19 protein-coding genes and 5 pseudogenes are annotated in these 23,976 nt (G+C 72.0%); 10 read left to right on the top strand and 14 right to left on the bottom strand.

Features of this window, described 5'->3' with window-relative positions:
- Nucleotides 1-38 precede the first annotated feature (38 nt).
- The 5 genes from IE257_RS11660 to IE257_RS11640 all read left to right on the top strand — a co-directional run bounded on the left by IE257_RS11660 (nt 39) and on the right by IE257_RS11640 (nt 5,466).
- Nucleotides 39-1,061 carry a 3-oxoacyl-ACP synthase III family protein gene (locus IE257_RS11660; RefSeq protein WP_189967552.1) on the top strand — a complete coding sequence of 341 codons (1,023 nt, stop codon included), beginning with the start codon at nt 39-41 and terminating at the stop codon, nt 1,059-1,061.
- On the top strand, nt 1,058-1,813 hold the full coding sequence (locus IE257_RS11655; RefSeq protein ID WP_229920284.1) for a glycosyltransferase family A protein: 756 nt from the start codon (nt 1,058-1,060) through the stop codon (nt 1,811-1,813). The genes IE257_RS11660 and IE257_RS11655 overlap by 4 nt, the downstream gene beginning before the upstream one ends.
- Nucleotides 1,813-3,297, top strand: a complete 1,485-nt coding sequence (locus IE257_RS11650; RefSeq protein WP_189967550.1) for an AMP-binding protein — start codon at nt 1,813-1,815, stop codon at nt 3,295-3,297. The genes IE257_RS11655 and IE257_RS11650 overlap by 1 nt, the downstream gene beginning before the upstream one ends.
- Nucleotides 3,298-3,439: 142 nt before the next feature.
- Nucleotides 3,440-4,549, top strand: coding sequence for a cytochrome P450 (locus IE257_RS11645; RefSeq protein WP_189967548.1), 1,110 nt, complete (start codon nt 3,440-3,442; stop codon nt 4,547-4,549).
- Entirely contained in the window at nt 4,546-5,466 is a 921-nt protein-coding gene (locus IE257_RS11640; RefSeq protein ID WP_189967546.1) for an NAD-dependent epimerase/dehydratase family protein, read from the top strand. The genes IE257_RS11645 and IE257_RS11640 overlap by 4 nt, the downstream gene beginning before the upstream one ends.
- Here IE257_RS11640 and IE257_RS11635 read toward each other — a convergent pair.
- From IE257_RS11635 to IE257_RS11620, 4 genes are read right to left on the bottom strand one after another with little or no spacing between them, the layout of a single operon-like run.
- Nucleotides 5,456-6,061: a GTP-binding protein gene (locus IE257_RS11635; RefSeq protein ID WP_189967545.1), complete on the bottom strand. Its 606-nt coding sequence runs from the start codon at nt 6,059-6,061 to the stop codon at nt 5,456-5,458. The two genes, IE257_RS11640 and IE257_RS11635, sit on opposite strands and share 11 nt — an antisense overlap.
- Complete coding sequence (locus IE257_RS11630; protein ID WP_189967543.1) at nt 6,048-6,419, bottom strand: DUF742 domain-containing protein; 372 nt, start codon at nt 6,417-6,419, stop codon at nt 6,048-6,050. Before IE257_RS11630 ends, IE257_RS11635 begins: the two co-directional genes overlap by 14 nt.
- Entirely contained in the window at nt 6,419-6,835 is a 417-nt protein-coding gene (locus IE257_RS11625; protein WP_189967541.1) for a roadblock/LC7 domain-containing protein, read from the bottom strand. Before IE257_RS11625 ends, IE257_RS11630 begins: the two co-directional genes overlap by 1 nt.
- Nucleotides 6,832-9,153, bottom strand: a complete 2,322-nt coding sequence (locus IE257_RS11620; protein ID WP_229920283.1) for a sensor histidine kinase — start codon at nt 9,151-9,153, stop codon at nt 6,832-6,834. Before IE257_RS11620 ends, IE257_RS11625 begins: the two co-directional genes overlap by 4 nt.
- 558 nt (nt 9,154-9,711) lie before the next feature.
- Between IE257_RS11620 and IE257_RS11615 the strand changes: the two genes are divergently transcribed.
- On the top strand, nt 9,712-10,158 hold the full coding sequence (locus IE257_RS11615; RefSeq protein WP_189967536.1) for a hypothetical protein: 447 nt from the start codon (nt 9,712-9,714) through the stop codon (nt 10,156-10,158).
- 284 nt (nt 10,159-10,442) lie between these two features.
- On the opposite strand, the pseudogene IE257_RS11610 reads toward IE257_RS11615, so the two are convergent.
- A pseudogene (locus tag IE257_RS11610) lies at nt 10,443-10,939 on the bottom strand (IS5 family transposase); the annotation flags it as partial.
- Between the two features lie 155 nt (nt 10,940-11,094).
- Here IE257_RS11610 and IE257_RS11605 point away from each other — a divergent pair.
- Both IE257_RS11605 and IE257_RS11600 read left to right on the top strand, forming a co-directional pair.
- Nucleotides 11,095-12,156 (top strand): M4 family metallopeptidase, encoded by a 1,062-nt coding sequence (locus tag IE257_RS11605; protein ID WP_189967534.1) that lies wholly within the window; start codon nt 11,095-11,097, stop codon nt 12,154-12,156.
- Between the two features lie 274 nt (nt 12,157-12,430).
- Nucleotides 12,431-13,936, top strand: a complete 1,506-nt coding sequence (locus IE257_RS11600; RefSeq protein ID WP_189968289.1) for a M4 family metallopeptidase — start codon at nt 12,431-12,433, stop codon at nt 13,934-13,936.
- Nucleotides 13,937-14,077: 141 nt separating this feature from the next.
- On the opposite strand, the pseudogene IE257_RS38110 reads toward IE257_RS11600, so the two are convergent.
- The 9 genes and pseudogenes from IE257_RS38110 to ku all read right to left on the bottom strand — a co-directional run.
- Nucleotides 14,078-14,283 (bottom strand): annotated as a pseudogene (locus IE257_RS38110) (CBS domain-containing protein); the annotation flags it as partial.
- Entirely contained in the window at nt 14,280-14,996 is a 717-nt protein-coding gene (locus IE257_RS11595; RefSeq protein WP_189967532.1) for a DUF6082 family protein, read from the bottom strand. The gene IE257_RS11595 and the pseudogene IE257_RS38110, both read right to left, overlap by 4 nt.
- 752 nt (nt 14,997-15,748) lie before the next feature.
- Nucleotides 15,749-16,390, bottom strand: a complete 642-nt coding sequence (locus IE257_RS11590) for a carbonic anhydrase (protein WP_189967530.1) — start codon at nt 16,388-16,390, stop codon at nt 15,749-15,751.
- A gap of 227 nt (nt 16,391-16,617) precedes the next feature.
- Complete coding sequence (locus tag IE257_RS11585) at nt 16,618-16,920, bottom strand: hypothetical protein (RefSeq protein ID WP_189967528.1); 303 nt, start codon at nt 16,918-16,920, stop codon at nt 16,618-16,620.
- 75 nt (nt 16,921-16,995) lie between these two features.
- Nucleotides 16,996-17,254, bottom strand: a pseudogene (locus IE257_RS11580) (DUF4235 domain-containing protein).
- Nucleotides 17,251-17,730 (bottom strand): DUF3618 domain-containing protein, encoded by a 480-nt coding sequence (locus tag IE257_RS11575; RefSeq protein ID WP_189967526.1) that lies wholly within the window; start codon nt 17,728-17,730, stop codon nt 17,251-17,253. Before IE257_RS11575 ends, IE257_RS11580 begins: the two are co-directional and overlap by 4 nt.
- Nucleotides 17,727-18,090: pseudogene (locus IE257_RS11570) on the bottom strand (phage holin family protein). The gene IE257_RS11575 and the pseudogene IE257_RS11570 overlap by 4 nt, the downstream one beginning before the upstream one ends.
- A gap of 364 nt (nt 18,091-18,454) precedes the next feature.
- Nucleotides 18,455-18,843: pseudogene (locus tag IE257_RS38105) on the bottom strand (TraR/DksA family transcriptional regulator); the annotation flags it as partial.
- Entirely contained in the window at nt 18,840-19,826 is a 987-nt protein-coding gene (gene ku, locus IE257_RS11560) for a non-homologous end joining protein Ku (protein WP_189967524.1), read from the bottom strand. The pseudogene IE257_RS38105 and the gene ku, both read right to left, overlap by 4 nt.
- 259 nt (nt 19,827-20,085) lie before the next feature.
- Between ku and IE257_RS11555 the strand changes: the two genes are divergently transcribed.
- Nucleotides 20,086-20,550 (top strand): hypothetical protein, encoded by a 465-nt coding sequence (locus IE257_RS11555; RefSeq protein ID WP_189967522.1) that lies wholly within the window; start codon nt 20,086-20,088, stop codon nt 20,548-20,550.
- A gap of 137 nt (nt 20,551-20,687) precedes the next feature.
- Nucleotides 20,688-22,895: an FxSxx-COOH system tetratricopeptide repeat protein gene (fxsT, locus tag IE257_RS11550; protein ID WP_189967520.1), complete on the top strand. Its 2,208-nt coding sequence runs from the start codon at nt 20,688-20,690 to the stop codon at nt 22,893-22,895.
- The last annotated feature ends 1,081 nt before the right edge of the window (nt 22,896-23,976 follow it).

Here is a 23,976-nt window from a genome sequence, read left to right as displayed (position 1 = left end):
TCAGGCCCCGGGCCGGGCCGGATTGCCATCGTGGGGGCATGTTCATTCAGCCGTGTGATCCGCTGCCGCGCGCCGGGATAACCGCCGTCGGCAGTCTGCTGCCCGAGGAGGTGCTGTCCTCGGACGCCCTCCAGCGGGAGGTGGCGCGCCGCAGTGGCCTGACGCTGCCGCCCAGGCTGCTGACGCAGGCCACGGGGATCGTCTCCCGCCGGGTCGCGGGCGAGGGCGTCTACGCCTCCACCCTCGCGGTGGGCGCCGCCCGCCGGGCCCTGGCCGCCGCCGGACTCGGCCCGCTGGACGTGGACCTGCTGCTGTTCGCATCCGCCTCCCGCGACCTGGTCGAGCCGGCCACCGCGCACATCGTGCAGGCGGAACTGGGCTCGCGGGCCCACGCCCTGGACGTCACCAACGCCTGCAACAGCTTCGTCAACGGCATCGACCTGGCCCGCTCCATGATCCTCGCCGGTCGGGCGCGGCGGGCCCTGGTGGTCACGGGTGAGACGCCGAGCCGGGCGGTGCGCAGGGACCCGGCCGATCTCGCGGAACTGCGGGAGGGCTTCGCGGGCTACACCTTCGGCGACGCGGGGGCGGCGGTGCTCGTGGAGGCCGTGGAGCGCGGCGGGATCATCGACGTGGACACCGAGACCCACTCGGAGCACTGGGAGGTCGGTGGCATCCCGGGCGGCGGGTCGCGGCACCCGCGCGGGGACGCGTACACCTACTTCCGCGGCGACGGGCACGAACTGCGGGGCGTCTTCGAGAAGGTGGGCACGGCCGTCATCGACCGGACGCTGCACCGCACGGGGATGGACTGGGACGGCTTCGCCAGGGTGCTGGTGCACCAGGTGACCGTGCCGTACCTGGAGCGGTTCGCGGAACTGACCGGGGTGCCCGCCGGGAAGCTCGTGGTGACGGTGCCGGAGCTCGGCAATGTGGCGAGCGCGAGCATCGGGCTCCAGCTCGACCGGGTCTTCGGCGAACTCGCCCCGGGGGAACGGGTGCTGTTCGTGGGGCTCGGCGGTGGCATCAGCATCATGACGATGGTCTGGGAGAAGTCGTGACGGCCGCGGACGCCCCGATGTGGGTGATCGTGCCCGCGTACGAGGAGGAGGCCCGGCTGGCCGACACCCTGCGGGCGCTCGCCGCGCAGCGGGACCGGGACTTCACCCTGCTGGTCGTCGACAACGCCTCGGCGGACGGTACGGGGGCCGTGGCCCGCGCGTTCGCGGCCGGCGCGCCCTTCCCGGTGGAGGTGATCGAGGAGCCGGAGAAGGGCGTCGGCTCCGCGGTGGACACCGGCTTCCGGTACGCGATCGGCCGGGGCGCCGCCCTGCTGGCCCGGACGGACGCCGACTGCCTGCCCCGTCCCGGCTGGACCGGCGCCGCCCGGACCGCGCTCCGCCGCAGTCCCGGGCTGGTGTGCGGGCGGGTCGTGGCCCGTCGCGACGAGCACGGCCCGCTCGGCCGGGCCGGGTTCGGCGCACTGGTGTCCCTCGCCGCGCTCTTCGGCCGGCTGCGGCCCGAGCACGCCCGGCGGCGCGGCTACCGGGCGCCGTACCGCATGCACGCCGGGAACAACATGGCCATCACGGCCGAGCTGTACCTGACCGTCGGTGGCATGCCGCGGCGCCCCTCGCCGACCGACCGGCTCTTCCTGAACGCCGTACGCCGCCACACCGACCGGATCACGCACTGCCGGGAGATGGTCGTGGAGAACTCGACGCGGCGCCTGCGGGCCTACGGGATCGCCGGTACCGCCCGCTGGTACCTCGATCAGGGCAGCGGCACGCACGGAACGGACGACCCCCGCTGATGCTGGACCGCCTCGACCACGCACTGCGCAGCCGCCCCGAGCGGCCCGCCGTGCTCACCGCCACCCGTACCGGCGCACCCCGGGTACGCGCGACCCGCGGCGAACTCGCCGAGCTGGCCGACGCCTTCGCCGCGGCCCTGCACGCACGCGGGCTGCGCGCCGGGGACACCGTCGGGGTCGCCGTACGCCCCGGTCCGCGCGCCCTCGCCGTCCTGCTCGCGCTGTGGCGGCTCGGACTGCGCGGGGCCGTACTGGACCCGGGCGCCGGACCCGATGTGCTGCGCGCCCGCCTCGCGCTGGCCCGGCCCTCGCTGGTGCTGGCCGACGCGGCCGCGCAGGCGGTGGCGGGCTGGGCCCGGCCGCTGGCCCGCCGGGCCCGGCTCGCGCTGCCGGACCTGGCCGAGCTGGGGCCGGTGGCCACGGTCGGGCCGAGGCTGCCGGGCTGTGCGCCCGCACTGGACCCGGACGCGCCGCGCGGTGGGGTGCCCGCGCCCGGCGCCGACCTGGACGGGGACGCCGACGCGGTGATCGTGTTCACCTCCGGGACCACCTCCCGGCCACGGGCGGTCGTACACACCCGGGCGAGTCTGGCGGCCGGGATGGCCACGGTCTCCTCCCTCTTCGACGCGCAGGGGGACCGCCCGGTGCTCGGCGGCACCTTCTTCGTCCTCGTGCCCGCGCTGACGCGCGGTGCCCCCGTCGCCCTCCCGGCGGGCAACACCCGGGTGCTGGCGCGGCAACTGCACCGGTTGCGTCCGCAGGACACCTACCTGACCCCGCCCCGGCTGCGGGACGCGCTGGGCGCGGGTGCCCGCTTCCACGGCCGGGTGTGGACGGGCTCGGCCCCGGCCGGAGCCGGGCTGCTGGAACGCGTGCGCGCGGCGGGCGCGGCCGAGGCCTGGGGGGTGTACGCGCTCACCGAGCTGTTCCCGGCCGCCGCGGTCGAGTCGCGCGAGAAGTCCGCCTTCGAGGAGGCCGGGGACCTGGTCGGGGCGCCGCTGCCGGGCGTGCTCGCCAAGCCGGACGAGAGCGGGCAGCTGCTGCTGTCCGGTCCCGCGGCCCGCCACCGCTACCTCGGGGAGGAGCCCGACGCGTGGGTGCGTACGGGCGACCGGGCCCGGCTGGACGGCGCGGGCCGCATCGTCCTCGAGGGCCGGAGCAAGGACATGGTGCTGCGCCGGGCGGAGAACATCTACCCGGGGCTGTACGAGCCCGCCCTGCACGTGCCGGGGGTGGAACTGGCCGTGCTCGTCGGGATCCCGGCGGGAGACGGCGACGAACGGCTCGTCGCGGTCGTGCAGCCGCAGCGCGGCGCGGACGAACGGGCCCTGCGCGCCGCCCTGTCGGAGCCGGTCGGCCGGATGGGCACGGCCCGGCCCGACGCACTGCTCCTGGAACGGATCCCGCTGTCGGGGCGCTCGCGCAAACCCGACCGGGCGGCGACGGCGGCCCTCGCGGCCCGCCGCCTGGGCCCCGCGCGATGACGGCCCTCGCCGCCTTTGCCCGGCCCGACCTTGCCGGGCCCGCCCTTGCCCGGCCCGACCTTGCCCGCCCCGCCCTTGCCCGGCCCGCCCTTGCCCGGCCCGCCCTTGCCCGGCCCGCCGATTCCACGGAGGGACACCCCCGATGAGCTCCACGTCCCACGCCCGGGCCCGCCTCCGGGACCGCCGGGTCTACCTGCGCAGCCACCCCCTGCTGTTCGGGCTGCTCGCCGCCACCCGCGGGCGGGCGGTGCGACGGCTCGGCCGGACCCTGCTGGTGCACGGGCCGGACGCCTACCGGGAGGCCCTGACCCGGCTGCCGCTCGACCGGACGGCGGCCGGTACGACGGGCGCCGCCGCGCGCGCGGCCCTGCGCGACGGCGAGGGTGTGCTGTTCGACCAGGAGGGCGGCGGGCACCGGGCGGACCGGCGGGGCCTCGCGGGCACGCTGGGCGCGGCCGGGGTCGAGGAACTCCGGGCGCTCTGGCAGCCCTTGCTCGTACGCCGGCTCGCGCCGCTGGCGCGGGGCGGGGAGGTGGACCTCGTCGACCTCGCGCGGGAGCTCTCCGGGGCGGTGGTGTGCGCCCTGCTGGGGCCCGGCGCCGATCCGCGAGCGGTCGCCGGAGCGGCCGCCGAGGCCGCTGCCGCCTCCGTACGCAGCCACCTGCCGGGTCCGCGCCGCCCGCGGGCCGAGGCCGCCGCGGCCCGTGCCACCGACCGGCTCCGCCTGCTCCTGGGCCCTGCCGATGAGGCCCTGTCGGCGATGGTGGCGGTGGCCGCCGTCAACACCACCGTTGCCGCGCTGCCGCGGGCGGTTGCCTGGTGCGCCGACGCGGGGCTGTGGGACCAGGCGGCGGACGCGGCCCTGCGGCCCGTGCTGGCCGACGAGCTGCTGCGGGTCACCGCGGCCTCCCCGCTGCTGCCCCGGGTGGCCGCGGCGGACGGAGCCGTCGGCGGCTGCCCGGTGCGGGGCGGTGACCGGCTGCTGCTGGTCGCCCGGCACGCGGCCGCCGCGCACCGGCGCGACCCGGACCCCCGACGGCCCGCCGGCCCGGCCGTGGCCCGGCTGGTGTTCGGCGCCGGACCGCACGCGTGCCCCGGGGCCCGGCTGGCCCGGGCCCAACTGGCCGACGTCCTGGGCGCGCTGGCTCCGTACCGGCCGGTGGTCGCGCGGGCCCGGGTGGACCGGGGCGCGGCCCTGCCCGGCTGGCGCGCACTGACCGTACGGGCCGGGGCCGCCGGGGCCGCGGCATGATCGCGGTCACGGGCGCCAGTGGCTTCTGCGGCGGGCACGTCGCACGCGCCGCCGCGGCGGCCGGGGCCGAGGTGGTGTGCCTGGGCCGCGGGCCCGGCCCGGTGGGCACGCACCGGTTCTGGGACGCCGCCCGGGAGCTGCCGGACCTGACGGGCGCGGACCTGGTGGTGCACTGCGCGGCGGCCGTCGGGGATCCCGCGCCCGGCTCGCGGGCCGCGGCGCTGATGCGCGCGGTCAACGTGGAGGGTACGGAGCGGCTGCTGAGGGCGGCCGGCGGGCGGCCCGTGGTGTGGGTGAGCAGCGCCAGCGTGTACGACCCGCGGCGCGACCGCGGCCTGGTCGGCGAGGAGCACCCGCGCGCCGGGCAGTTGAACGCCTACGGGCGGACCAAGGCACAGGGCGAGGCCCTGGCCCTGGCCGCCGGGGCGGTGGTGCTGCGGCCGCGGGCCGTCTACGGGCCGGGCGACACCACGCTGCTGCCCCGGCTGCTGTCCCGGGTCCGGGCGGGCACGCTGCTGCTGCCCGGCCCGGACGTACGGCTCAGCCTCACCGCGGTGGAGAACCTGACGCGGGCCTGCCTGGCCGCGGCCTCCTGGGCGCCGGGTGCGTACAACATCGCCGACGGGGAACCGTACGGCCGCGACGCCGCGGTGCGCGCGGTGCTGCGCGCGCACCGCGTCCGGGCCCGGATCCGGCACCTCCCGCTGCCGGTGGCCGCCGCGGCGGCGCGGATCGCGGAGGCCGTGGCGACGGCGGCCGGCACCGAACCGGCCCTCAGCCGCTACGCGGTGGACCAGCTGGCGCACCCGGTGGTGCTGGACCTGACCCGGGCCCGGGCGCAGGGCTGGAGCCCGCACCGGAACCTGGCCGACCACCTGGCGTCGGTGACCGCGGCCCGGTCCGGACTCAGCCGCTGACGGCCGCCGGGGCCTGCGCCTTGGTGATGAGCAGGTCGAGCAGCGCGATGAGGGACGCGCGGACGTCCGTACGGGAGCGGGCGTCGAGCATGAGGACGGGCGTGTTCGGATCGCGCAGGTGCAGCGCGGCCGCGATCTCCTCCGCGGTGTAGGGCTGTTCGCCGTGGAAGCAGTTCGCGCCGACCACGAAGGGCAGTCCGCGGCTCTCGAAGAAGTCCACGGCCGGGAAGCTGCGGTCGAGGCGGCCGGTGTCGACCAGCACGATCGCCCCGAGCGCCCCGTTCAGCAGGTCGTCCCACATGAACCAGAAGCGTTCCTGGCCGGGCGTGCCGAACAGGTAGAGGACGACTCCGGCGTCGGTGAGGGTGAGCCGGCCGAAGTCCATCGCCACGGTGGTCACCGTCTTGGACTCGATGCCGTCGAGGTCGTCGACGCCGACACCGGCGGCGGTCAGCCGTTCCTCCGTGCGCAGCGGCTCGATCTCGGAGATCGTCTCCACCAGCGTCGTCTTCCCGACCCCGAACCCGCCGGCGACGAGGATCTTGACCGGGGCCGGTTCCCGGTGGGCGGTCGCGGTCGTGTCATATCCGGGCAAGGCTGTCCCTGATTCTCATGAGCAGGTGCACGTCGGTGGTCTCGGCGACCGCCAGGGGCGGCCGGTGGTGGATCAGCCCGCGGTCGGCGAGTTCACCGAGGAGCAGCGTCATCGGGGTGAGGCGGATGTTCATCCGCGCCGCTATCTCCGCGACCGCCCGCCCGCCCGGCGGCGCGCACATGGCGAGGATCTCCTGCCACTCGGTGGGCAGGCCGCCGTCCACGTCCGCGCCGGTCGCCGCCGTGATCGTGGTGTCCATGGTGAGGACGGTGTGCGCTGCGGCCGTACGCCCGTCGGTCAGGGCGTACAGCCGCGTCCGGCGGCGGCCGGGCTGTGGCTGTGGCTCGTCCTGCGGCATTACGCGGACGGCTGGCCGCGCTCGGGGGTGCCCAGCCACTCGCCGAGCGCCTGCGCGGTCCGTACGGCCTCGCCGCCCAGCTCGCCGAGCCGCGCCTTGCGGGAGGTCACCACGATGAGCGTGCTGCCCTCGCCGCATCCGACGATGCACAGGTACCGGTCGTCCATCTCGACGAGCTGGCGGATGACGCGGCCGCCGTCGACGTCCCGGGATATCGCCTTCATCGTGGACGCGATGCCGGAGGCCGCGGCCGCCATGCGCTCGGCCTGGGGCTCGTCCAGCAGGTAGGCGCTGAGCTTGATGCCGTCGTTGGACAGGAGCACGGCTCCCTGGACGCCGGCGATCCTGCTCAGGTTGTTGTCGAGGACGCTGTAGATCGCGTCGTTGGCTGCCGCAGTGTTCGGTGAGGTGGTCATGGCTGATCCCGTCGGAGCTCTTCTTCCACTGTCTGGGTCCCCTGTTCGTAGTCCGCCCAGGCATCGGCCACCTCTTCGGGTGTCGCGGTGTCGGGCCGGACCACGGTCTCCTGCGCGCGGGGCTCGCGCAGCTGTTCGGCGATGTGGGTCTGCGGGACGCGCTCCGGGAGGGCCGGGCGGCCCGCGCGTGCGGGTACGGGTACCAGCTCGGGGGCGGGCGCGGCCGCGGGCACGGCCGCGGGTGCCTTGGTACGGCGGCTCGGCAGCCCGGCACTCGTGTGCGCGACCGGCTCGGGTGCGGGCTCGGGCCCGCCCGCCTGGGCCGGTCCCGGCACGGAAGCGGCCGCAGTGGCCGCCGGAGCCGGGGCGGGCGCCGGGAGCAGCTCGGGAACCGGGGCCGGGGCCTCCAGAGCCCGCTGCGGCTCGGGCTCGGGGGCGCGCGGGTCCCGCTCGTCGGCGGCCACCAGCAGCTCCCCGGGCAGGATCACCACCGCCGAGGTGCCCCCGTAGACAGAACGGCGCAGGGTGACCGTGGCCCGGAGCTGCTCGGCGAGGTGCCCGACGACGAAGAGCCCGAGCCGGTGGGCGTTCTGCGCCAGGACGGAGTACGGCGGGGCCGCGTGCAGGCGCCCGTTCATCTCCTCGTAGCGCTCCGGGCTCACGCGCGGCCCGCGGTCCTCGATCTCGACGGACAGCCCGTCCGCCACCACCTCGGCGCGGATGACCACCTTGGCCCGCGGCGGGGAGAACCGGGTGGCGTTGTCCAGCAGCTCCGCGAGCAGGTGGCTGATCCGGCTGATCGCGCTCGGTTCCACACTGATCTCGTCCAGGGCCTGCCGCTCGATGCGCCGGAAGTCCTCGACCTCCGCGGCCGCTTCGCGCAGCAGGTCGGCCACGCGCATGGGCTCGGTGTGCGGGTCGGGGACCTCGCCGCCCGCGAGGATGAGGAGGTTCTCGATCTGGCGCCGCATGCCGACCGTCAGCTGGTCGGCCCGCATCAGCTCCGCGAGCAGCGCCTCGTCGTGGCCGAAGGTGTCCTGGAGGTCCTCGGTGAGGCTCAGCTGGCGGCTGACCAGGTTGCCGGTCCGCGAGGCGATGCCGGAGGCGAACAGGCCGAATCCGTGGCGCTCGGCGGCGAGCTGGCGGTGTCCGTCGACGGACACGGCGACGGCCCGGGCGAACGCGTCGCTGATGCGTCCGACCTCGTCGCGGTCCCCGCTCACGGCCGGCAGGACCCCGGGGTCCACGGTCTGTCCGCGCTGGAGCCGGGAGACGACGTCGGGCAGGGTCTCCTCCGCGACGGTCACCGTGCGTTCGTGCAGGTCGTGGAGGCGGCGGAGGACCGACCGGGTGGTGAGGACGACCACGACGACGACGGCCAGCAGCCCGCCGGCGCTGCCCGCGATCAGCCAGGCGACCTCGGTCTGCAGCTCGGCGGCCTTGGCGTCGCCGCGGGCGAGGACCGAGCGGGCCAGGTCGATGTTGAGCGTGGTCATCTGCACCGAGAAGTTGGCGTGCGCGGAGGGCCAGCCGGCGATATCGGCGGGCAGCCTGATGCCCGAGGCGATGTCCTTGTGCCCGGAGAGGACCGCGCTCTCGATGCGCGTCTTGGTCTGCCAGTCCGCGGAGCCGACGACGCGCTCGTAGAACCGCTGGTCCCTCGCCGTGAGGTGCGGCACGATCAACGCCTCGTGCAGGTACCGCTGGGCGCCCAGGGCGCTGACGAACTGGTCGTAGCCGGCGAAGGTCAGTTCCCCGGACGGTCCGGCCAGGGCCAGGACGGTGTCCTCGCGCGCCACCATCTCGGTGGCCTGGAGCATCGACACCACGGGCCGGCTCGCCTGGGCGAGTTCGGCGTCCTCGGCGTGGCTGAACTCCTGCTGGTACACCTGGATGACCTTGCCGATCACCTCGGAGTAGTAGGCCAGCGTGCTGTCGGCGGTGCCGCTGCGGGTGTCCGCCCGCTGACGGTGGTCGGCGAGCTTGTCGAGTTGCCGGGTCACTTCTCCGAAGGACCTCGACGGATCGACCGCCAGGCGGCGGAACTCGGCCGCGGCCAGGTCCGTGGCCTCGCGCCGGGCGCGGAGTTCGCCCTCGGACCCGCCGGTCTCCATCCAACGGGAGGCGGTCGCCGTCCGCTCGGCCTGCATGTCGACCATCAGCGTGTAGAGCGGGGCGCCGATCCGCTCGGCGGCCACCACGTCGGACCGCAGCTGCTCCGACTGGTCCAGCAATCGTTGTGCGGTCAGCGTCACTTGGGTGCCCATCGCGACGGTGGGGACCACGGCCAGCCAGATGAGCAGGGTGCGCAGGCGCACGGTGCGCCACCGACGGGGCGTCGACTGCCGTCGTATGCCTTCGGGTTCTGTGGGAGACATCGGTCCTCGCGAGCGGGGGACGGCGGGAGGGTGCCGATCATAACCAGACATGGCGAAGAATCGGATAGCTGTCCCCGTTGGCCGAAGCGTGCTACTTGCGGCGAATCATCGCAGGCCAGAGATCGGATCGGAATCGAACTGCGATGTACTCGACATCATTACCGGCCAGTCGGGGTCCGACCGCAGGTCCGCCGGGGCCGACGCGGCCATCGGCGGTACGAGGACGTCGACTTCGAGCCGGACCGACCTAACCGGACGGAGCGGGACGGAGCGGGCATCGGTGAGCTGTCCGAACGTCAGGAAACCGGGCCCTTCCGGCTGCTGCGGCGAAGGGAGTCCGCGGTCGACGGCGAAATCCGTTGACCCGGGGGACTCGACCTGCGGATGATCGGGGCGGCGGCGGGAAAGCTCTGCGCAGGAGCGCCCGGCCCGCTCTCCGGGTGGACGTGGGGTCCGGATCCTGCCCTCGCCGCCCTCGGACGCACGGACGGGGTGCTCGTGACCACGCAGGAGCAGGAGCAGGAGGCCGTGCACGCGGCCATGGTCGCGGCCGGTGCCGACCGCCGGGCGGGCGGCCAGCCCTGCACGTTCTCCGCACTGCTCGACGGATGGGGCCACGAGGTGGCGGGCGTGGAGGAGGGGTACGCCTGGTGCCTCGCGGAGTTCGACAGCGACATCTGGTGCCGGACCGCTCTGGCCCGCGTCTGGCCCCTGCTGCCCCCGCGCGTCCGGTCGGCCCGGCAGCCGAGGCTCCACGAGCTCGACGAGCGGTTCCGCGCGGCGACGATCGAGTGGCCGGGCCGCGGCGACGAGGAGCAGTGGTGGCTGTGGCGCGTCCCCCGGCTGCTTGTGACCGAACCCGGGGACCCCTACGACGGAGGCTGGCCCGCGGGCTGGCTGAGGATGCCCTTCCCGAAGCCGGATTCCGTCCGGGTCATCACCTGACCCCGTACCTACGGGCCCGCCGGCCCGGTGCGCCACCGTGAACCGGATGCCGGGGACGATCTCGACGCGCGGGCCCGCGCGCACTGACCGGGCGGCCCGACCGGACCGTGCTCGGCGTGCCCGGACCGTGCTCGACGTCCGGCTCGCCTGAACAAACCTCGCCTCCGGCAGCACTGACAACACAGCCCGGCTGTGGGACATCGCACTCGAAAGACCCGTTACAGACTGGTCGGACCCGACGTGGTGACTTCCGTGGCGTTCAGCCCCGACGGCGACACCGTTGAGGCCTCGCGGTCGAAGCCGGGCCGGCGGCCGCCGTGACGACCTCGCCGTTGGCGGTGGCCGATCTGGTCCGACGGCTGCGGGATGACCGCGCGGATTCCCCGGCGTCGCAGATGGGCCCGGATCGCGCGGGAGGAGTAGGCGCGGTCGGCCAGAACAGCGTTGGGCCTGGTCCGGGGCCTGCCCGGACCGGTGCGGGGAACACGGATACGGTCCATCACCGTCTCGAAGGCAGGTGCGTCACCGGCCTGGCCTGCGGTGACGGTGAACGCCAGGGGTCGGGCCCGGCCGTCGGCCGCCAGGTGGACCTTGGTGCTCAGGCCTCCGCGGGAACGTCCGAGTGCGTGATCGACCGGCTCCTGGCGTCCTGCCGCCCCTTTTTGAGTGCTCCGGCGGCGTGCTGGTGGGCCCGGACGACGGTGGAGTCGACGGAGACGGTCCAGTCGATGTCGTCGGCGGCGTCCGCGACGGCCAGGACCGAGGCCAGGATCCGTTCCCAGGGGCGAGTGCCCTGCCCGAATGGCGCCGTGTGCGGCGGAACTTCCCGGAACGCGGGCCTGGCGCGGGCGGGACGTCGTGCGCGAGGATCGCGGCCGCGCCCCGCCCTTCCGCGTCTCTTCTCCAGCACGACGCGTCCCTCACAGGAGGATGTCCATGTCCCGCCGCATACCCCGCGGTCTGAACGCCGCGGCCACCGCCACGGCCGCCGCCCTGACCCTTGTCGCCCTGACCGGACCGGCCTCGGCGTCCGGGTCCGGGTCCGCGCCGGCAGCAGCGCTGCCCCAGGCCCGCATCTTCATGGTCAACCCCGTCCAGTCCTCGGGGGATCAGACCCTGGCCGACGCCAAGGATGCCGCCGACGCCGTGCCCGCCTCGGCCTACACCACGGCCGCGCTGCGCAACCTGGATGCCAGCGGCCGGCTGTCGGGCCGGTGGGTGTACGTCAGATCGGACACCGGCGCCTCGGCGAATCCCGCGGACGCGACCGTATACAACCGCACCGACGACCAGTTCGAGCAGGTCATGGCCTACTTCTGGGTCAATGAGGCCCAGGAGTACCTGCAAGGGCTGGGCTTCGGGACCGAACTGCCCGGGGCCAACGACCGGGCCCAGCCGGTCCGCATCAACCAGTGGGGCGCGGACAATTCCTTCTTCTCGGACAAGAAGACCGAGATCCGCTTCGGCAAGGGCGGTGTCGACGACGCCGAGGACGCGGAGGTGATCGTCCACGAGTACGGCCACGCGGTGCACAACGCGCAGGTCCCCGGCTTCGGCACCTCTCCCGAGGCCGGCGCGATCGGCGAGGCCTTCGGTGACTACCTGGCCGTCGAGGTCGGCGCCCACGCGGACGCCGCGTACGGCTGGCCGAGGCGGGCCGACCTGGCCTGCGTAGCCGACTGGGACGCGGCCTCCTACAGCGACGCCCCACACTGCCTGCGCCGCATCGACGGGAACAAGGTGTACGCCGACCTGGAGGGCGAGGTCCACGCGGACGGGGAGATCTGGTCCCGCGCCCTCTTCGACATCCGCAACGCCCTGGGCGCCCGGACCGCCGACCGCATCATCGTCAACGCCCAGTTCGGCTTCGCGCCGGACACATCCTTCAAGGACGCGGCCCTGACGACGGTTTCGACCGCCCAGCGGATGTACGGCGCGAACGCCGCGGACGCCGTGCGCGCCGCGTTCAAGGCCCGGCAGATCCCCGGCATCCAGTAACCGCTGGCCCCATCCCCGGACTCGGTGCACACCGCGTCCGGGGAAGCGGAATGTTCCATTTTTGGTCGCTCAGCGAACATCGCTCCCCTCTTTCCGGACAACAGCTGGTCAAATTCTTGTTGCATACCTGCCAATCCACCGCCCCTTCCTGGCAATCTCAACCGCCTGGCCCCCCACGGCAATTGAAGGAGCACGAGTGACCCTCCCCACGTCCTCATTCCGCGCCCCCCGCACCCGAGTGCTGCGCGCCGCCGCTGTCGTCGCCTCGGCGGCGATGGTCGCCATCTCCGTCCAGAGCGGCTCCGCCAACGCCTCGGCCGAGCGCGAGGCGGGAGCCACCGCGCTCGCCCTCACCGCCGACGCGCGCGTGCAGGCGATCACTGCGGCCCAGAACACGGCGGCCGACACTGCGCGGGCCATCGGCCTGGCCCCCGAGGAGCGCCTCGTGGCCCGCGATGTGATCAAGGACGCCGACGGCACGGTGCACACCCGCTACGAGCGCACCTACTACGGGCTGCCGATCCTCGGCGGAGATCTGGTGGTCCACCAGAAGAAGGACGGCAGCCGCAGGACCACCAAGGGCATCGAGGCCCGAATAGCCCCGCCCGCCGCCCGATCCTCCCTCAAGGCCGCGCCCGCTGGTGCCCGCCAGGTCGTCTGGGCCGCGAGCGGAAACCCGGTCTTCGCCTACGAGGCCGTCGTCACCGGCACCCAGCACGACGGCACCCCCAGTGAGCGCCACGTCATCACGGACGCCGCCACCGGCGCCGAGCTGTACTCCTACGAGGCCATCGACACCGGCACCGGCACGAGCCAGTACTCCGGCTCCGTCACGCTGGACACCACGCAGAGCGGGGCGTCCTACAGCCTGACCGACAGCACCCGCGGCGGCCACAAGACCTACGACCTGAACGGCGGCACCACCGGCACCGGAAGCCTGTTCACCGATGCCGACGACAAGTGGGGCGACGGACTGCCGTCGAACCGCCAGACGGCCGCCGCCGACGCCCACTACGGCGCTGCCGTGACCTGGGACTTCTACAAGTCCGAACTCGGCCGCAACGGCATCGCCGGGGACGGCAAGGCCGCCTACTCCCGCGTCCACTACGGCAACGCCTACGTCAACGCCTTCTGGTCCGACGCCTGCTTCTGCATGACCTACGGCGACGGCGCCGCCAACCAGAAGCCGCTCACCTCCCTGGACGTCGCCGGCCACGAGATGAGCCACGGCCTGACCGCCGCCACGGCCAAGCTGAACTACAGCCGCGAGTCGGGCGGCCTCAACGAGGCCACCAGCGACATCTTCGGCACCTCGGTGGAGTTCTTCGCCAACAACTCGGCCGACGTCGGCGACTACCTCATCGGCGAGAAGATCGACATCCGCGGCAACGGCACGCCGCTGCGCTACATGGACAAGCCCAGCAAGGACGGCGCCTCGGCCGACTACTGGTCCAAGACCGTGGGCCGGCTCGACGTGCACAACTCCTCGGGCGTGGCCAACCACTTCTTCTACCTGCTCTCCGAGGGCAGCGGCGCGAAGACGGTCAACGGGGTCGCGTACAACTCGCCCACCTACGACGGTTCGACGGTGACCGGGATCGGTCGGACCAAGGCCTACAAGATCTGGTACAAGGCGCTCTCGACCTACATGACGTCGACCACCAACTACGCGGGAGCGCGCACCGCGACCCTGCAGGCGACGGCGGACCTGTACGGATCGACCAGCGCGGAGTACCAGCAGGTGGCGGCAGCCTGGAAGGCCGTCAACGTCAACGGCTGAGTCGGCTCCTGAGCGGTACCTCGCCCCGGCGGGCCTGCGGGCCCGCCGGGGCTTCCGCCACTTCCGGCGGACTGCGGGAAGCGGGCAGCCGAATTGGGAACGCCCGGCGGTCGGCCGGATCGCAGCCACCGGACAGAAGGGGTGCTCGCTCATGATGCCCAGGATCTCTGCGTCGTCGTCGGCGCCGATGGTCACGGCCTCGCCCTGGGCGAGGTCGCCCGCCTTCACCGAGCCGGGGCCCTTGCCCGCGCCCAGGCCCTTCACCACGATGTCCCGGTCGGTGAGATGCCCTTGAGCTTCTCGTCCGTGCCGCAGATGGGCAGAGCTCCGACCTTCAGCTGGGTCATGTCCCAGGGTCGGTGCCCGCGTCGGTGAAGTAGTCAGCTGCTGGCACTGCAGGCCCTGCGTTGACAGCGGCTTGGTAGCTCTCCTTGACTATATCGGCGAACGCCGCAGCTCTTCGCTGCCGCCCTCCTATGGCGCCGCGAAGCCAGTCGTGGCGGCCATATTCCCAATGCGCTCTTCCTATCTCGCCGCGAAAATGCCGCTCAAGCGTATACCTGAGCATGGAATCATCCACTTCTCCCAGTTGATACGCGGCATACCATCTACCCATGATCAGATTGGCGAAAATGATCTGCCGATACCGCTCGAATGACATTGGAGCGTTTGGCGGTTCCAGACATTCCGCCAGGGCCCGATCTCCCATCGTCAGATAGATCATCTGCCTATGGGTAGACCTGTCCCGTTCATCTCTGGCAGCCTTTGTCTGCTGCGCTTGAAACGTGAGCGAGACCACAACGCCAGTCAGGGCAATTCCGGAAATCAGCACCGACGCCGCGCTGAAGGCCTGTGCGCGGTTGTCGATGAGCCTGAACACCAAGACCAGGAGTGCTGAAAGCAGGGCCACCGCTAAGATCACAAAGGCTAGGATCCTACGAGGAATCATTGCAATAGAATCCCATACCACTGCATAGATTTCAGCCCAGTTGCCCGTGCTGCCAGGAGAAGGAGCCTCGAACAACAGGGGGATGTCCTGGAAGCCATCCCCTTTGTTCACTTGAGCGCCACCCGACTCAGGACTGTCACGATTTCTTAGCTGATCAATGCCGTGAGCTGTTGCCGCACCACCGCATCCGTCCGAAGAGCGCTCTGCTGTGCTCAGGGTGAGATCAGTCCGCCGACTGTCGGGTCCGCATCGCGTAGGCGCACCTTCTGCGACTGAGGCCGACGCTGGGGGGTGGGACGGACCTGCTCACCTGGATTGCCCACTCCCGGAACCGCTGAGCTCACCCGGCTGGGGGAGGGAGGTCGTTCCGCCGGCCGATGCCACGCCGCCGTGGCCGATGCGACGTTCAGAACATGACCAGTGATGAACGGACGATGAATGCGTTCTGGAGCGCCCGGTGGCAGCGATGGCCGCGCTGGGTGGCCAGGGCCACGGTGTGGGCGGTGCTTATGCCGGCTTCGGCCTGGCATGCGCGCTGAGCGGGACCACCTTGCCCTACCACGGCGCTGACTCAGGGACCTCCAGGCTGGGCTGGGCGGTCATGGCGGTGGGTGTGCTCTGACACCAAGGGCGCAACCGAGCTACCAAGGATGAGCGAAGCGCCGCCACACGCGCCCTTGGCTGCTCGACACGGCCCCACACGTCGAGGCTGGCAGCCCGGACCCCAGTTACCGAAGCAGCCGGGTCGGGAAGGAAGAGCAGCCCGGGGACCGCGGATGATCAAGTGGGCCCGATGGGTCTTCCTCATCCACGTGCGGGGTTCCTTCGACCGCGGCAAGGGGCGCTGATCACCCCCGCAGCGGTTACGACGCCGTGAGAACCGCCGCATCGAGGCCGCGAGCGGCGACGAGCTGGGCACTGCCGTCGGCCAGTCGGTAAGACAGTCCCACCATGGCAAGGCGGCCATCCGCCACTCGCTCAGCCAGGACGCGGGAGCGTTCCAGCAGCAGATCCACGGTGTGCTCGATGTGTTCGGCCAGGATCTCGTCGGCCGTCTCGCGGCCGGCTGCGCGGGCCGCCAGCACGCTCGGAGTCACCCGCTCGACTACGTCACGGACGAAGCCGCGCGGCGTCTGCCCGTCCTCCAGAGCGGAGCAGGCCGCGGCGACGGCGCCGCACGAGTCGTGGCCGAGGACGACGACCAGCGGCGCGTCGAGGACGCTCACGCCGAACTCTATGGAACCGAGTACTTCCGCACCGGCGACGTGCCCCGCGGTGCGGACCACGAACAGGTCACCCAGGCCGCGGTCGAAGATGATCTCTGCGGCCAGCCGGGAGTCGGAGCAGCCGAACAGCACGGCGAAGGGCTGCTGGGACGGTGCGGTCTCGGCGCGGCGGGCGGCGTCCTGATTCGGATGCTCGGAGGCGCCTGAGACGAACCGTTGGTTACCCGCCATGAGCAGCTCGAAGGCGTCGCAGGGCGTCAGAGTCTGGATCTCGGCCATGGCCGCAGCCTACGATCCCGCCCCAACCGTCGCACCACCTGGTCCCCCCGGACCGGGCCACGCTCGCGGCTGCACTCCCAGGCACCAGGAGAGAGCGCACGGCTCTCGTATGCCCAGAGCAGGGTGCGATACCCGCCTCGGGTGTCAGCCCGCGTGGCGTCCGTTGCCGATGAGGAGCTGCCGGCCGGTGCGAGTCGGTGACTGGCCCGCGGGATGACGCCTGGCTTCTACCTGTGACGGCGTTCGCCGTCGCGGTGCGGGTACAGCGAGGTGAGCTTGTTCCAGTACTGCTCGAGGTGGGCGTCGGCTTCCCGCAGGGTTGGGTCCAGGAACGAGGTGTGCAGCTCTGCCACACGCGCGGAGGCGCTGTCTGTGTTGGTGGGTTGGGACGCCGTGCGTCGCCAGGGCGCCTTGGCGGCGCTGGCGCCGTGGGTGTCGCGTTCCGCGCGGGTGGCTCGCCAGCGGGCGACCAGCAGGGCGGTGGCGAGAGCGGCGGCGGTGAGGGCGTGCAGCCCGTGGTGTGCGGCCACGGCTTCCTCCATCGTTTCTACAGGGGCCTGGCGGCGCCGGTCCTCAAGGCGAGGCCGGCGCCGCCCTTGGATGGTTCAGCCGGGCCAGGTGCCGGTCAGGCGCCGGGTGCCGGCAGCACCTGACCGGTCGACGGCGGCCTTGACGACGAAGATCGCGCCTTGCAGGGCTGCGGCGATCAGGACTTCCTGCCAGGCGCGGTGCTCGTCGGTGGCGTGAGGGGCATCGTCGCCGTGATCACTTCCACGTCTGCTTGAAGGTCGCGCCGGCGATCATGCCGCTCGCCGCGCCGAGGACCAGGCCTACCGGCTTGTAGGCGCTCTTGGATGCTTTCAACGGCACTGGCACCTGCGGCTGCGGCTGCGGCGCACGATCAGGAAGACGACGAACGCGGCAGCCGCGGCAATCAGGGGAATGCGGTTGGCCTTCGCCATGGTCGCGGCCGACTCGGCCGTCTCCCGGACCGGGTCCGGGGTTTTGTCGGCGGCGAGCTGCCCGGCCCGAGCCGCGGCGTCGCGGACCTGCGCCGCGGCTTGGGCAGCCTTGTCCAGGACCGGATCGGGCGTCTTGTCCTTGACCAGTTGGGTGGCGTGCGCCGCCTTGTCGCGGATCTGGTTGCTCACCAGGTTGGCCTTCTCGGCAGCCTGTTCCTTGATCTCGGCCGCTTTCTCCTTGGCCTGCGCCTTGACGTCGGCCTTGGCTGCCAGCGCCTCCACGGTCTGGCCGAGCTCCTCGCGGGTGTGCTCGACCTGCTCGCGCAGCTCCTCGGGAGTGGGCGCGGCGTCCTTGTCGTCCTGGGAAGGGGTGCTCATCGGTGTGCTGTCTCCTTGATCTCGGCCACGTCGGCCTTGACGCTGTCGATGGCCTGCTCCGGTGTGGGGGTGCCGGCCTTGGCGATCTGCTTTTTCCCGGCCGCGGCCATCACGGCTGCGACGGCCGCGAGCAGGGCGGCGATGATCAGGGCCGAAGCCCACACCGGGAGGAGCAGGGCCAGGGCTGCGATGACGGCGGCGACCCGGGCCTGGGCGGCCAGGGCGCTTCTGGGTCATCTCCGCCCGGGCCGGCTGCATCTCCTCGCGGACCAGCTTCGAAATCTGCGACGCCCGTGAAACGAGGTCGCCCATCGATTCCTCGGTGCTGCTGTGGTCCGGGTGCCGTCCAACGTCGGTCATCTGGGCTTCACCTTCTCCGCCTGGTTCGTCCGTTATTGCACGATGGCCGCCGTTCATATCGCCGGTGGGGTGCCGCGCCGGTCAACGGCCCCAATTGGTGCCGGTGGGGTGGGGGCGCCGGCGTGGTACTTGACGGAGTCGATGCCTGGTGCCGGACCTCGAGACGCGCAGCCATGGCAGACCCCTCCCTGGTTGATGTGCACGCTGTTGTCACGGCGCGCTTACCCCTCATGGAACCGGTCACCCGCCTGCGGGTGGTGGGCATCCCAAGTGGCGCACCAGGAGACGAGGGGCCGCCCGGACGAGGGCGGCTGCGGCCAGGCCGATGGCGGCTCCGGCTGCGACGTCGGAGGGGTAGTGCCCGCCGCTGCGGATCGGCGGCGCAGCGGACGCAGGTGGTCGTGGCGGGACGGATCTCCAGGCGTTCGGGCGGAATCGTCCCGCCGCAGTCTTCGCACTGTCCGTACAGTCCCTCTTCGAGCCGTTCGAGTGCTCGGTCCAGTTCTTCCAGGTGTTCGCGCGCCCGCGCCAGCAGGGTGGCCACGTGGGCCCGCTCGAAGGCGGTGCCGCCTCCCTTCCCTCGGGGTCGTGCTCGTCGTCGACCGCGACCAGGGCGTTCGCCGCGACGATCCCGTCGAAGTCGCGGCCAAGCGCGGCCGCCCGCGCAAGGGTGTCGGCGCGATCGGCCGCGAGGCGTGCGCGGGCGGTCGCGAAGGCCGACGGGTCTTGCTCGTCACGTCCCGCCTCGGTCATGTTCGGGACAGCGCCTTCACCAAGTCGTCGCGGGTCATGTTCGAGCGGCCGGGGACGTTGGCAGCGGCAGCCTTCTTGTAGAGGTCTGCCTTCGACAAACCGCTCAGTTCCTCCTTAGGGGCGGAGCGGATCCGCTTCTTCGCCGCCGGCTTCTTCCGAACTGCGGTGTTCCCGGAGACTGTGGCCTTCTCGCCCGTGGTCTTCGGGCTTCCGGCGCGCTCGACGCTGGCACGCAGAGCCTCCATGAGGTCGACCACCCCGGTGGGCTGCGCCGCGGGTTCGGCCTTCGCCGCGGTCTTGCCGGCCTTCTTGGCCTCGATCAGGGCCGCGACCTTCTCCTGGAACGTGTCGTGGAACTCTTCGGGATCCCAGTCCATGCTCATGGCGCCGATGAGCTGCTCGGCCATCCTCAGCTCCTTGTCCGCAGCCTTCGCCTTCCCGGGCAGGGTGTCGATCTCCTTCCCCGGGTCCCGGATCTCATCCGCCCAATGCAGCGTGTGCAGCGTGAGGAGGCCGTTCTCGGCCTTGAGGGCGACCAGGTACTCGTGCTGGCGCATCACGAAGGTGGCGATGCCCGCCTTGCCGGCCTTGGCCAGCGCCTGCTCCAGCAGGCTGTAGACCTTCCCGAACTCCTTGCCTCGGGGGCCGAGGTAGTAGGTCTTGTCGAAGAAGATCGGGTCGACCTCTGTCAGGTCGACGAACCCGGCGATGTCCAGCGACTGGGAGCGGCCCGGTGCGATGTCGTCGAGTTCCTTCGGCTCGACCAGCACGTACTCGTCGCCGGCGTCGTAGCCCTTGACGATGTCCGTCAGCTCGACCTCGTCACCCGTGCGTTCGTTCACCCGCCGGTTGCGGATCCGGTCGGAGGTGCCGCGATGGAGCTGATGGAAGGGGATGGTATGGCTGTCTGTAGCCGTGTAGAGGCCGACAGGCAGGCTGACCAGGCCGAACGACAGATTCCCGGCCCACACAGGACGCGCCACAGCCGCCACCTCGCTTCAGTCGCCCCTCTTCCAGCTCACGGCGCCCACCCGGTCTGCGCCACCCGGGCCTCGCCCCGGGCCGGACAGCAGAACGGGTCACTGAACGGAGCGCCGACTCTCATCGGGCAGTCACCGGTGTGCACCCGCTTAGAAAGCCTTGGACAATAAGCATGAGGGTGTTCCCGACAAGGCGCTGCCTGCGGTCCTTCTCTGCGGCGATATGGGTTTAGAGAGGCCACTCAGGTGAGGAGGCCGGAAGATGCTGGAGACCCTGGTAGCGCTGGCTGTGGCTGGCGGCACCGCGGTGGTGCAGGTTGCCGGTACCGATGCGTGGAACGGGTTGCGGGGCGCGGTTGCGCGTTGGTTCGGGCGGGGCGATGCCCAGCGTGAGCAAGCGGAGCTGGAGCGCCTTGACCAGACCGCTACCGCCCTGCAGGCCACCGACCCGGCCGAGGCAGAGCGGGCTCGGATCAGCCAACAGGCTGCATGGCAGGCCCGTATCGAAGCCATGCTGGAAAACCTGGACGAGGGAGACCGCAGCCAAGCCGCTGACCAGTTGCGTGCTCTGCTGAGCGAACACGCCCCACAGGGCGGAGTGACAGGCGGACTGGCGGCAGCCCACAACGTGAGCATCCATGCCGAGGACAGCTCAATCGCGGCCCAGGCCATCCAAGGGGGTGCGTACATCAGCCCCCCTCCGAGGCCGGATCCGCCCAAAGACTGAGCGGACCGGCAACCCCTGACCCGACGCCCGGCTTCGCCGGCCTACCGGGGAGTATCACCGCCAAGGATCGCAGCCTCGCCGTCGGCTATGTCGGCCCCGGCGGGCGGGTCGCCTTCCACGCTGCACCTCTTCCCCCGGTGACCTGGCCGCAGCAGGCTGGTGTACTGCCCCGCCAGGCCCACTGTTTCCAGGACCGTGCCACCGCCCAGTTGCTGGAGCACGCGTCGTACGGCGTGGACACCGTCGTACACACCCAGGTGCTGACCGGCTTCGGCGGAGTGGGCAAGTCCCAACTTGCAGCTCACCACGCCCGAACCCTGTGGCAGGCCGGGAAGCTGGACCTGCTGGTATGGGTCACAGCCGTCACCCGCGACGCAGTCGTTACCGGCTACGCCCAGGCCGCAGTCGAGATCCTCGGCGCCGACCCCACCAACCCGGAGACCGCCGCACGCACCTTCCTGGCCTGGCTGGAGCCCAAGCCCAGCACTGTGCGCCGCTGGCTGGTGGTACTCGACGACCTCGCCGACCCAGCCGACCTGCGCAACCTGTGGCCCCCCGACAGCACCCACGGCCGCACCCTGATCACCACCCGCCGCCGCGACGCCGCTCTCACCGGAAACAGCCGCCAGCTCGTACCGGTGGGCCTGTTCACCGACGACGAGGCAACCGCCTACCTCACCGCTGCTCTGGCCGCCCACGACCGCCACGAGCCCACCGACCAGCTTTCCGGCCTCGCCAACGATGTCGGCAACCTTCCGCTGGCACTGTCCCAGGCCGCCGCGTACCTCCTCGACGTCGGCCTGGACTGCGCCACTTACCGGCACCGGTTGACCGACCGAGCAAGGACCCTCACCGATGTACTGCCCGACCGTTCCGGACTCCCCGACGACCAGGCAACCAACGTCGCCGCCACCTGGTCCCTGTCCATTGAATGCGCTGACCAACTTCCCCCAGCGGGACTGGCCCGCCCCATGCTGCAGCTCGCCGCAATGCTCGACCCCAACGGCATCCCCGCCGCCGTCCTGGCCAGCCCACCAGCTCTCAACCACCTCGCCCAACACCACAACGCCGCCCCAGGACAGACCCATCCAGACGAGATCACGGATGCAGAAGCCACACAGGCGCTGCGTGCGCTGAACCGCCTGAGCCTGATCGACCACAACCCCAGCAGCCCACACCACACTGTCCGCGTCCACCAGCTCCTCCAACGCGCCGTCCGCGACCCCCTCCCCGCCGATCAGCACGGCCGACTCGCCCGTACCGCCGCCGACGCCCTGATGGCCGCCTGGCCCGAGGTCGAACGCGACACCTCCCTCGCCCAGGCCCTGCGCGCCAACACCGAAGTGCTGACCCTCCACGCCGAAGACGCCCTGTATCAGCCCGATGCCCACCTCGTCCTCGCCCGCACCGGTCGGAGTCTCGGCGAGGCTGGCCAGACCACGGCTGCCGTCCACTACTTCCAGCAGCTGGCCACCGACACCCAGCACCATCTGGGGCACGACCACCTCAACACCCTGACCGCCCGGCACCACCTCGCCTACTGGCGGGGGGACGCGGGGGATGTGGCCGGCGCGGCAGCCGCTCTGGAGGATGTGCTGGCGGACATGGACCGGATACAGGGGCCCGACCACCCCGGCACCCTCATCGCCCGGCACGAGCTCGCTGGCTTCCGGGGGGACGCGGGGGATGTGGCCGGCGCGGCAGCCGCTCTGGAGGATGTGCTGGCGGACATGGAGCGGGTACTGGGGCCCGACCACCTCAACACGCTCATCGCCCGGCACGACCTCGCTGGCTTCCGGGGGCAGGCGGGGGATGTGGCCGGCGCGGCAGCCGCCTTCGAGCAGCTGCTGGCGGACCGCAAGCGGGTACTGGGGCCCGACCACCCCGACACCCTCTACGCCCGGCACAGCCTCGCCAGCTTCCGGGGGGACGCGGGGGATGTGGCCGGCGCGGCAGCCGCTCTGGAGGATCTGCTGGCTGACATCGAGCGGGTACTGGGGCCCGACCACCTCAACACGCTCATCGCCCGGCACAGACTCGCTGGCTTCCGAGGGCAGGCGGGGGATGTGGCCGGCGCGGCAGCCGCCTTCGAGCAGCTGCTGGCGGACCGCAAGCGGGTACTGGGGCCCGACCACCCCGGCACCCTCGCCACCCGGCACAGCCTCGCCAACCTCCGGGGGGACGCGGGGGATGTGGCCGGCGCGGCAGCCGCCTTCGAGCAGCTGCTGGCGGACCGCAAGCGGGTACTGGGGCCCGACCACCCCGACACCCTCTACGCCCGGAACCGCCTTGCCCACTGGCGACGGGCAGCAGGGGATGCCTCCGTTCATCAACCACCGGATTGATGAACGGCTGCCCGTCGGCTATGCCCGACCTACAAGTGCCGGCCCCAGCTGAAGGCGGTCGCCTTGCGCTTGCCGAGGTAGCTGCCGACTCCGCACTGCCTACGCACTCGACTGAGTGGGTGAGACGCCGCTTGCGGCTGGTGACGATCCTGCTGGCTGAGCCGATTTGGCCGCCCTCGGGGACCGCTGGATCGTGTGCCGAGGCGGCCTGGCTCCCGACGCCCGGGGCGTTCACCACGCTGGCTGCTGGCTCCCGCCCGGCGGGGAAGCCGTCCTTGAACGGCGCCGAAGCCCGACATCGTCTTCCGTAACCCAACCGGCTGGATCAAGGTCGGTCTACGAGTGCGACGTGCCTTCTACGCGGAGTTGCTACTGGCCGGCCCGATCCTCCCCAAGGGCCCAAGTCCTCCGCCGGCACCTTGACCACGTCGGCCACATAGTCGACGAGGCCTGCGGGAACTCCTCCACGAACTGAGGGAACCGGCCCTCCAGCTCGAAGAACTTCAGCATCAGCACGAACCCGAGCCGGGTCGGGCCCGACTTGTTCTCAACCAGCTCCCAGTCAGGTCCTACCGGCGTCCAGCACGCCACCACGTCTTCGGGTGACCACTCCCGGCGCGTGAACGCTCCCGCCCCTCCGTCGACTACTCGTTCGGCCTAACGGAGAGGCAGGGCACAAAGCAACGGGGACGGACAGAGGGCCGACGGCTACTTTGCACCGTGGGTCAGAGATAGGACGCCGGGGCCGGATGAGGACGGTGCCCTTGCGCTGCCGCTCGCTGAGGGTGCCCTTGTCCCGTAGGTGCCAATCGCCCAAGAAACGACGGACTGGGTGAGTCCGAGGCGTTCGGCGATGTCCTGCTGCCGGATGCGGAGCAGGCCTCCGGGTTCCTGGCGGGCGGTGAGAACGTCGAAGACAGGAGTGCCCTCAGGCGCTCGGTTCGGGGCTCATCGCCACCTCGGCTCCGACCTTCCGCCTGCATCTCGCTTCAGTCGCTTCCAGAGGGCATGCCGGAGCCGGCGGGGATCAGGGCGTACCGGGAGCAGGTGCAGCCCCCGGACGCAGCAGGACGGCCGCCAC

This window comes from Streptomyces avidinii (assembly GCF_014650695.1).
Classification (GTDB): Bacteria; Actinomycetota; Actinomycetes; order Streptomycetales; family Streptomycetaceae; genus Streptomyces; species Streptomyces avidinii.
Note: the sequence above shows the minus strand (reverse complement) of the source record. Positions and strands in the feature narration are given on the sequence as shown.

What these genes read in the sequence shown, in the direction of transcription:
- IE257_RS11590 (WP_189967530.1), bottom strand. Translation starts at nt 16,390, where the DNA reads ATGGCCGAGATCCAGACTCTGACGCCCTGCGACGCCTTCGAGCTGCTC.
- IE257_RS11650 (WP_189967550.1), top strand. Translation starts at nt 1,813, where the DNA reads ATGCTGGACCGCCTCGACCACGCACTGCGCAGCCGCCCCGAGCGGCCC.
- IE257_RS11600 (WP_189968289.1), top strand. Translation starts at nt 12,431, where the DNA reads ATGGTCGCCATCTCCGTCCAGAGCGGCTCCGCCAACGCCTCGGCCGAG.
- IE257_RS11605 (WP_189967534.1), top strand. Translation starts at nt 11,095, where the DNA reads ATGTCCCGCCGCATACCCCGCGGTCTGAACGCCGCGGCCACCGCCACG.
- IE257_RS11625 (WP_189967541.1), bottom strand. Translation starts at nt 6,835, where the DNA reads ATGACCACCTCACCGAACACTGCGGCAGCCAACGACGCGATCTACAGC.
- IE257_RS11630 (WP_189967543.1), bottom strand. Translation starts at nt 6,419, where the DNA reads ATGCCGCAGGACGAGCCACAGCCACAGCCCGGCCGCCGCCGGACGCGG.
- IE257_RS11575 (WP_189967526.1), bottom strand. Translation starts at nt 17,730, where the DNA reads ATGAGCACCCCTTCCCAGGACGACAAGGACGCCGCGCCCACTCCCGAG.
- IE257_RS11645 (WP_189967548.1), top strand. Translation starts at nt 3,440, where the DNA reads ATGAGCTCCACGTCCCACGCCCGGGCCCGCCTCCGGGACCGCCGGGTC.
- IE257_RS11555 (WP_189967522.1), top strand. Translation starts at nt 20,086, where the DNA reads ATGCTGGAGACCCTGGTAGCGCTGGCTGTGGCTGGCGGCACCGCGGTG.
- IE257_RS11660 (WP_189967552.1), top strand. Translation starts at nt 39, where the DNA reads ATGTTCATTCAGCCGTGTGATCCGCTGCCGCGCGCCGGGATAACCGCC.
- IE257_RS11640 (WP_189967546.1), top strand. Translation starts at nt 4,546, where the DNA reads ATGATCGCGGTCACGGGCGCCAGTGGCTTCTGCGGCGGGCACGTCGCA.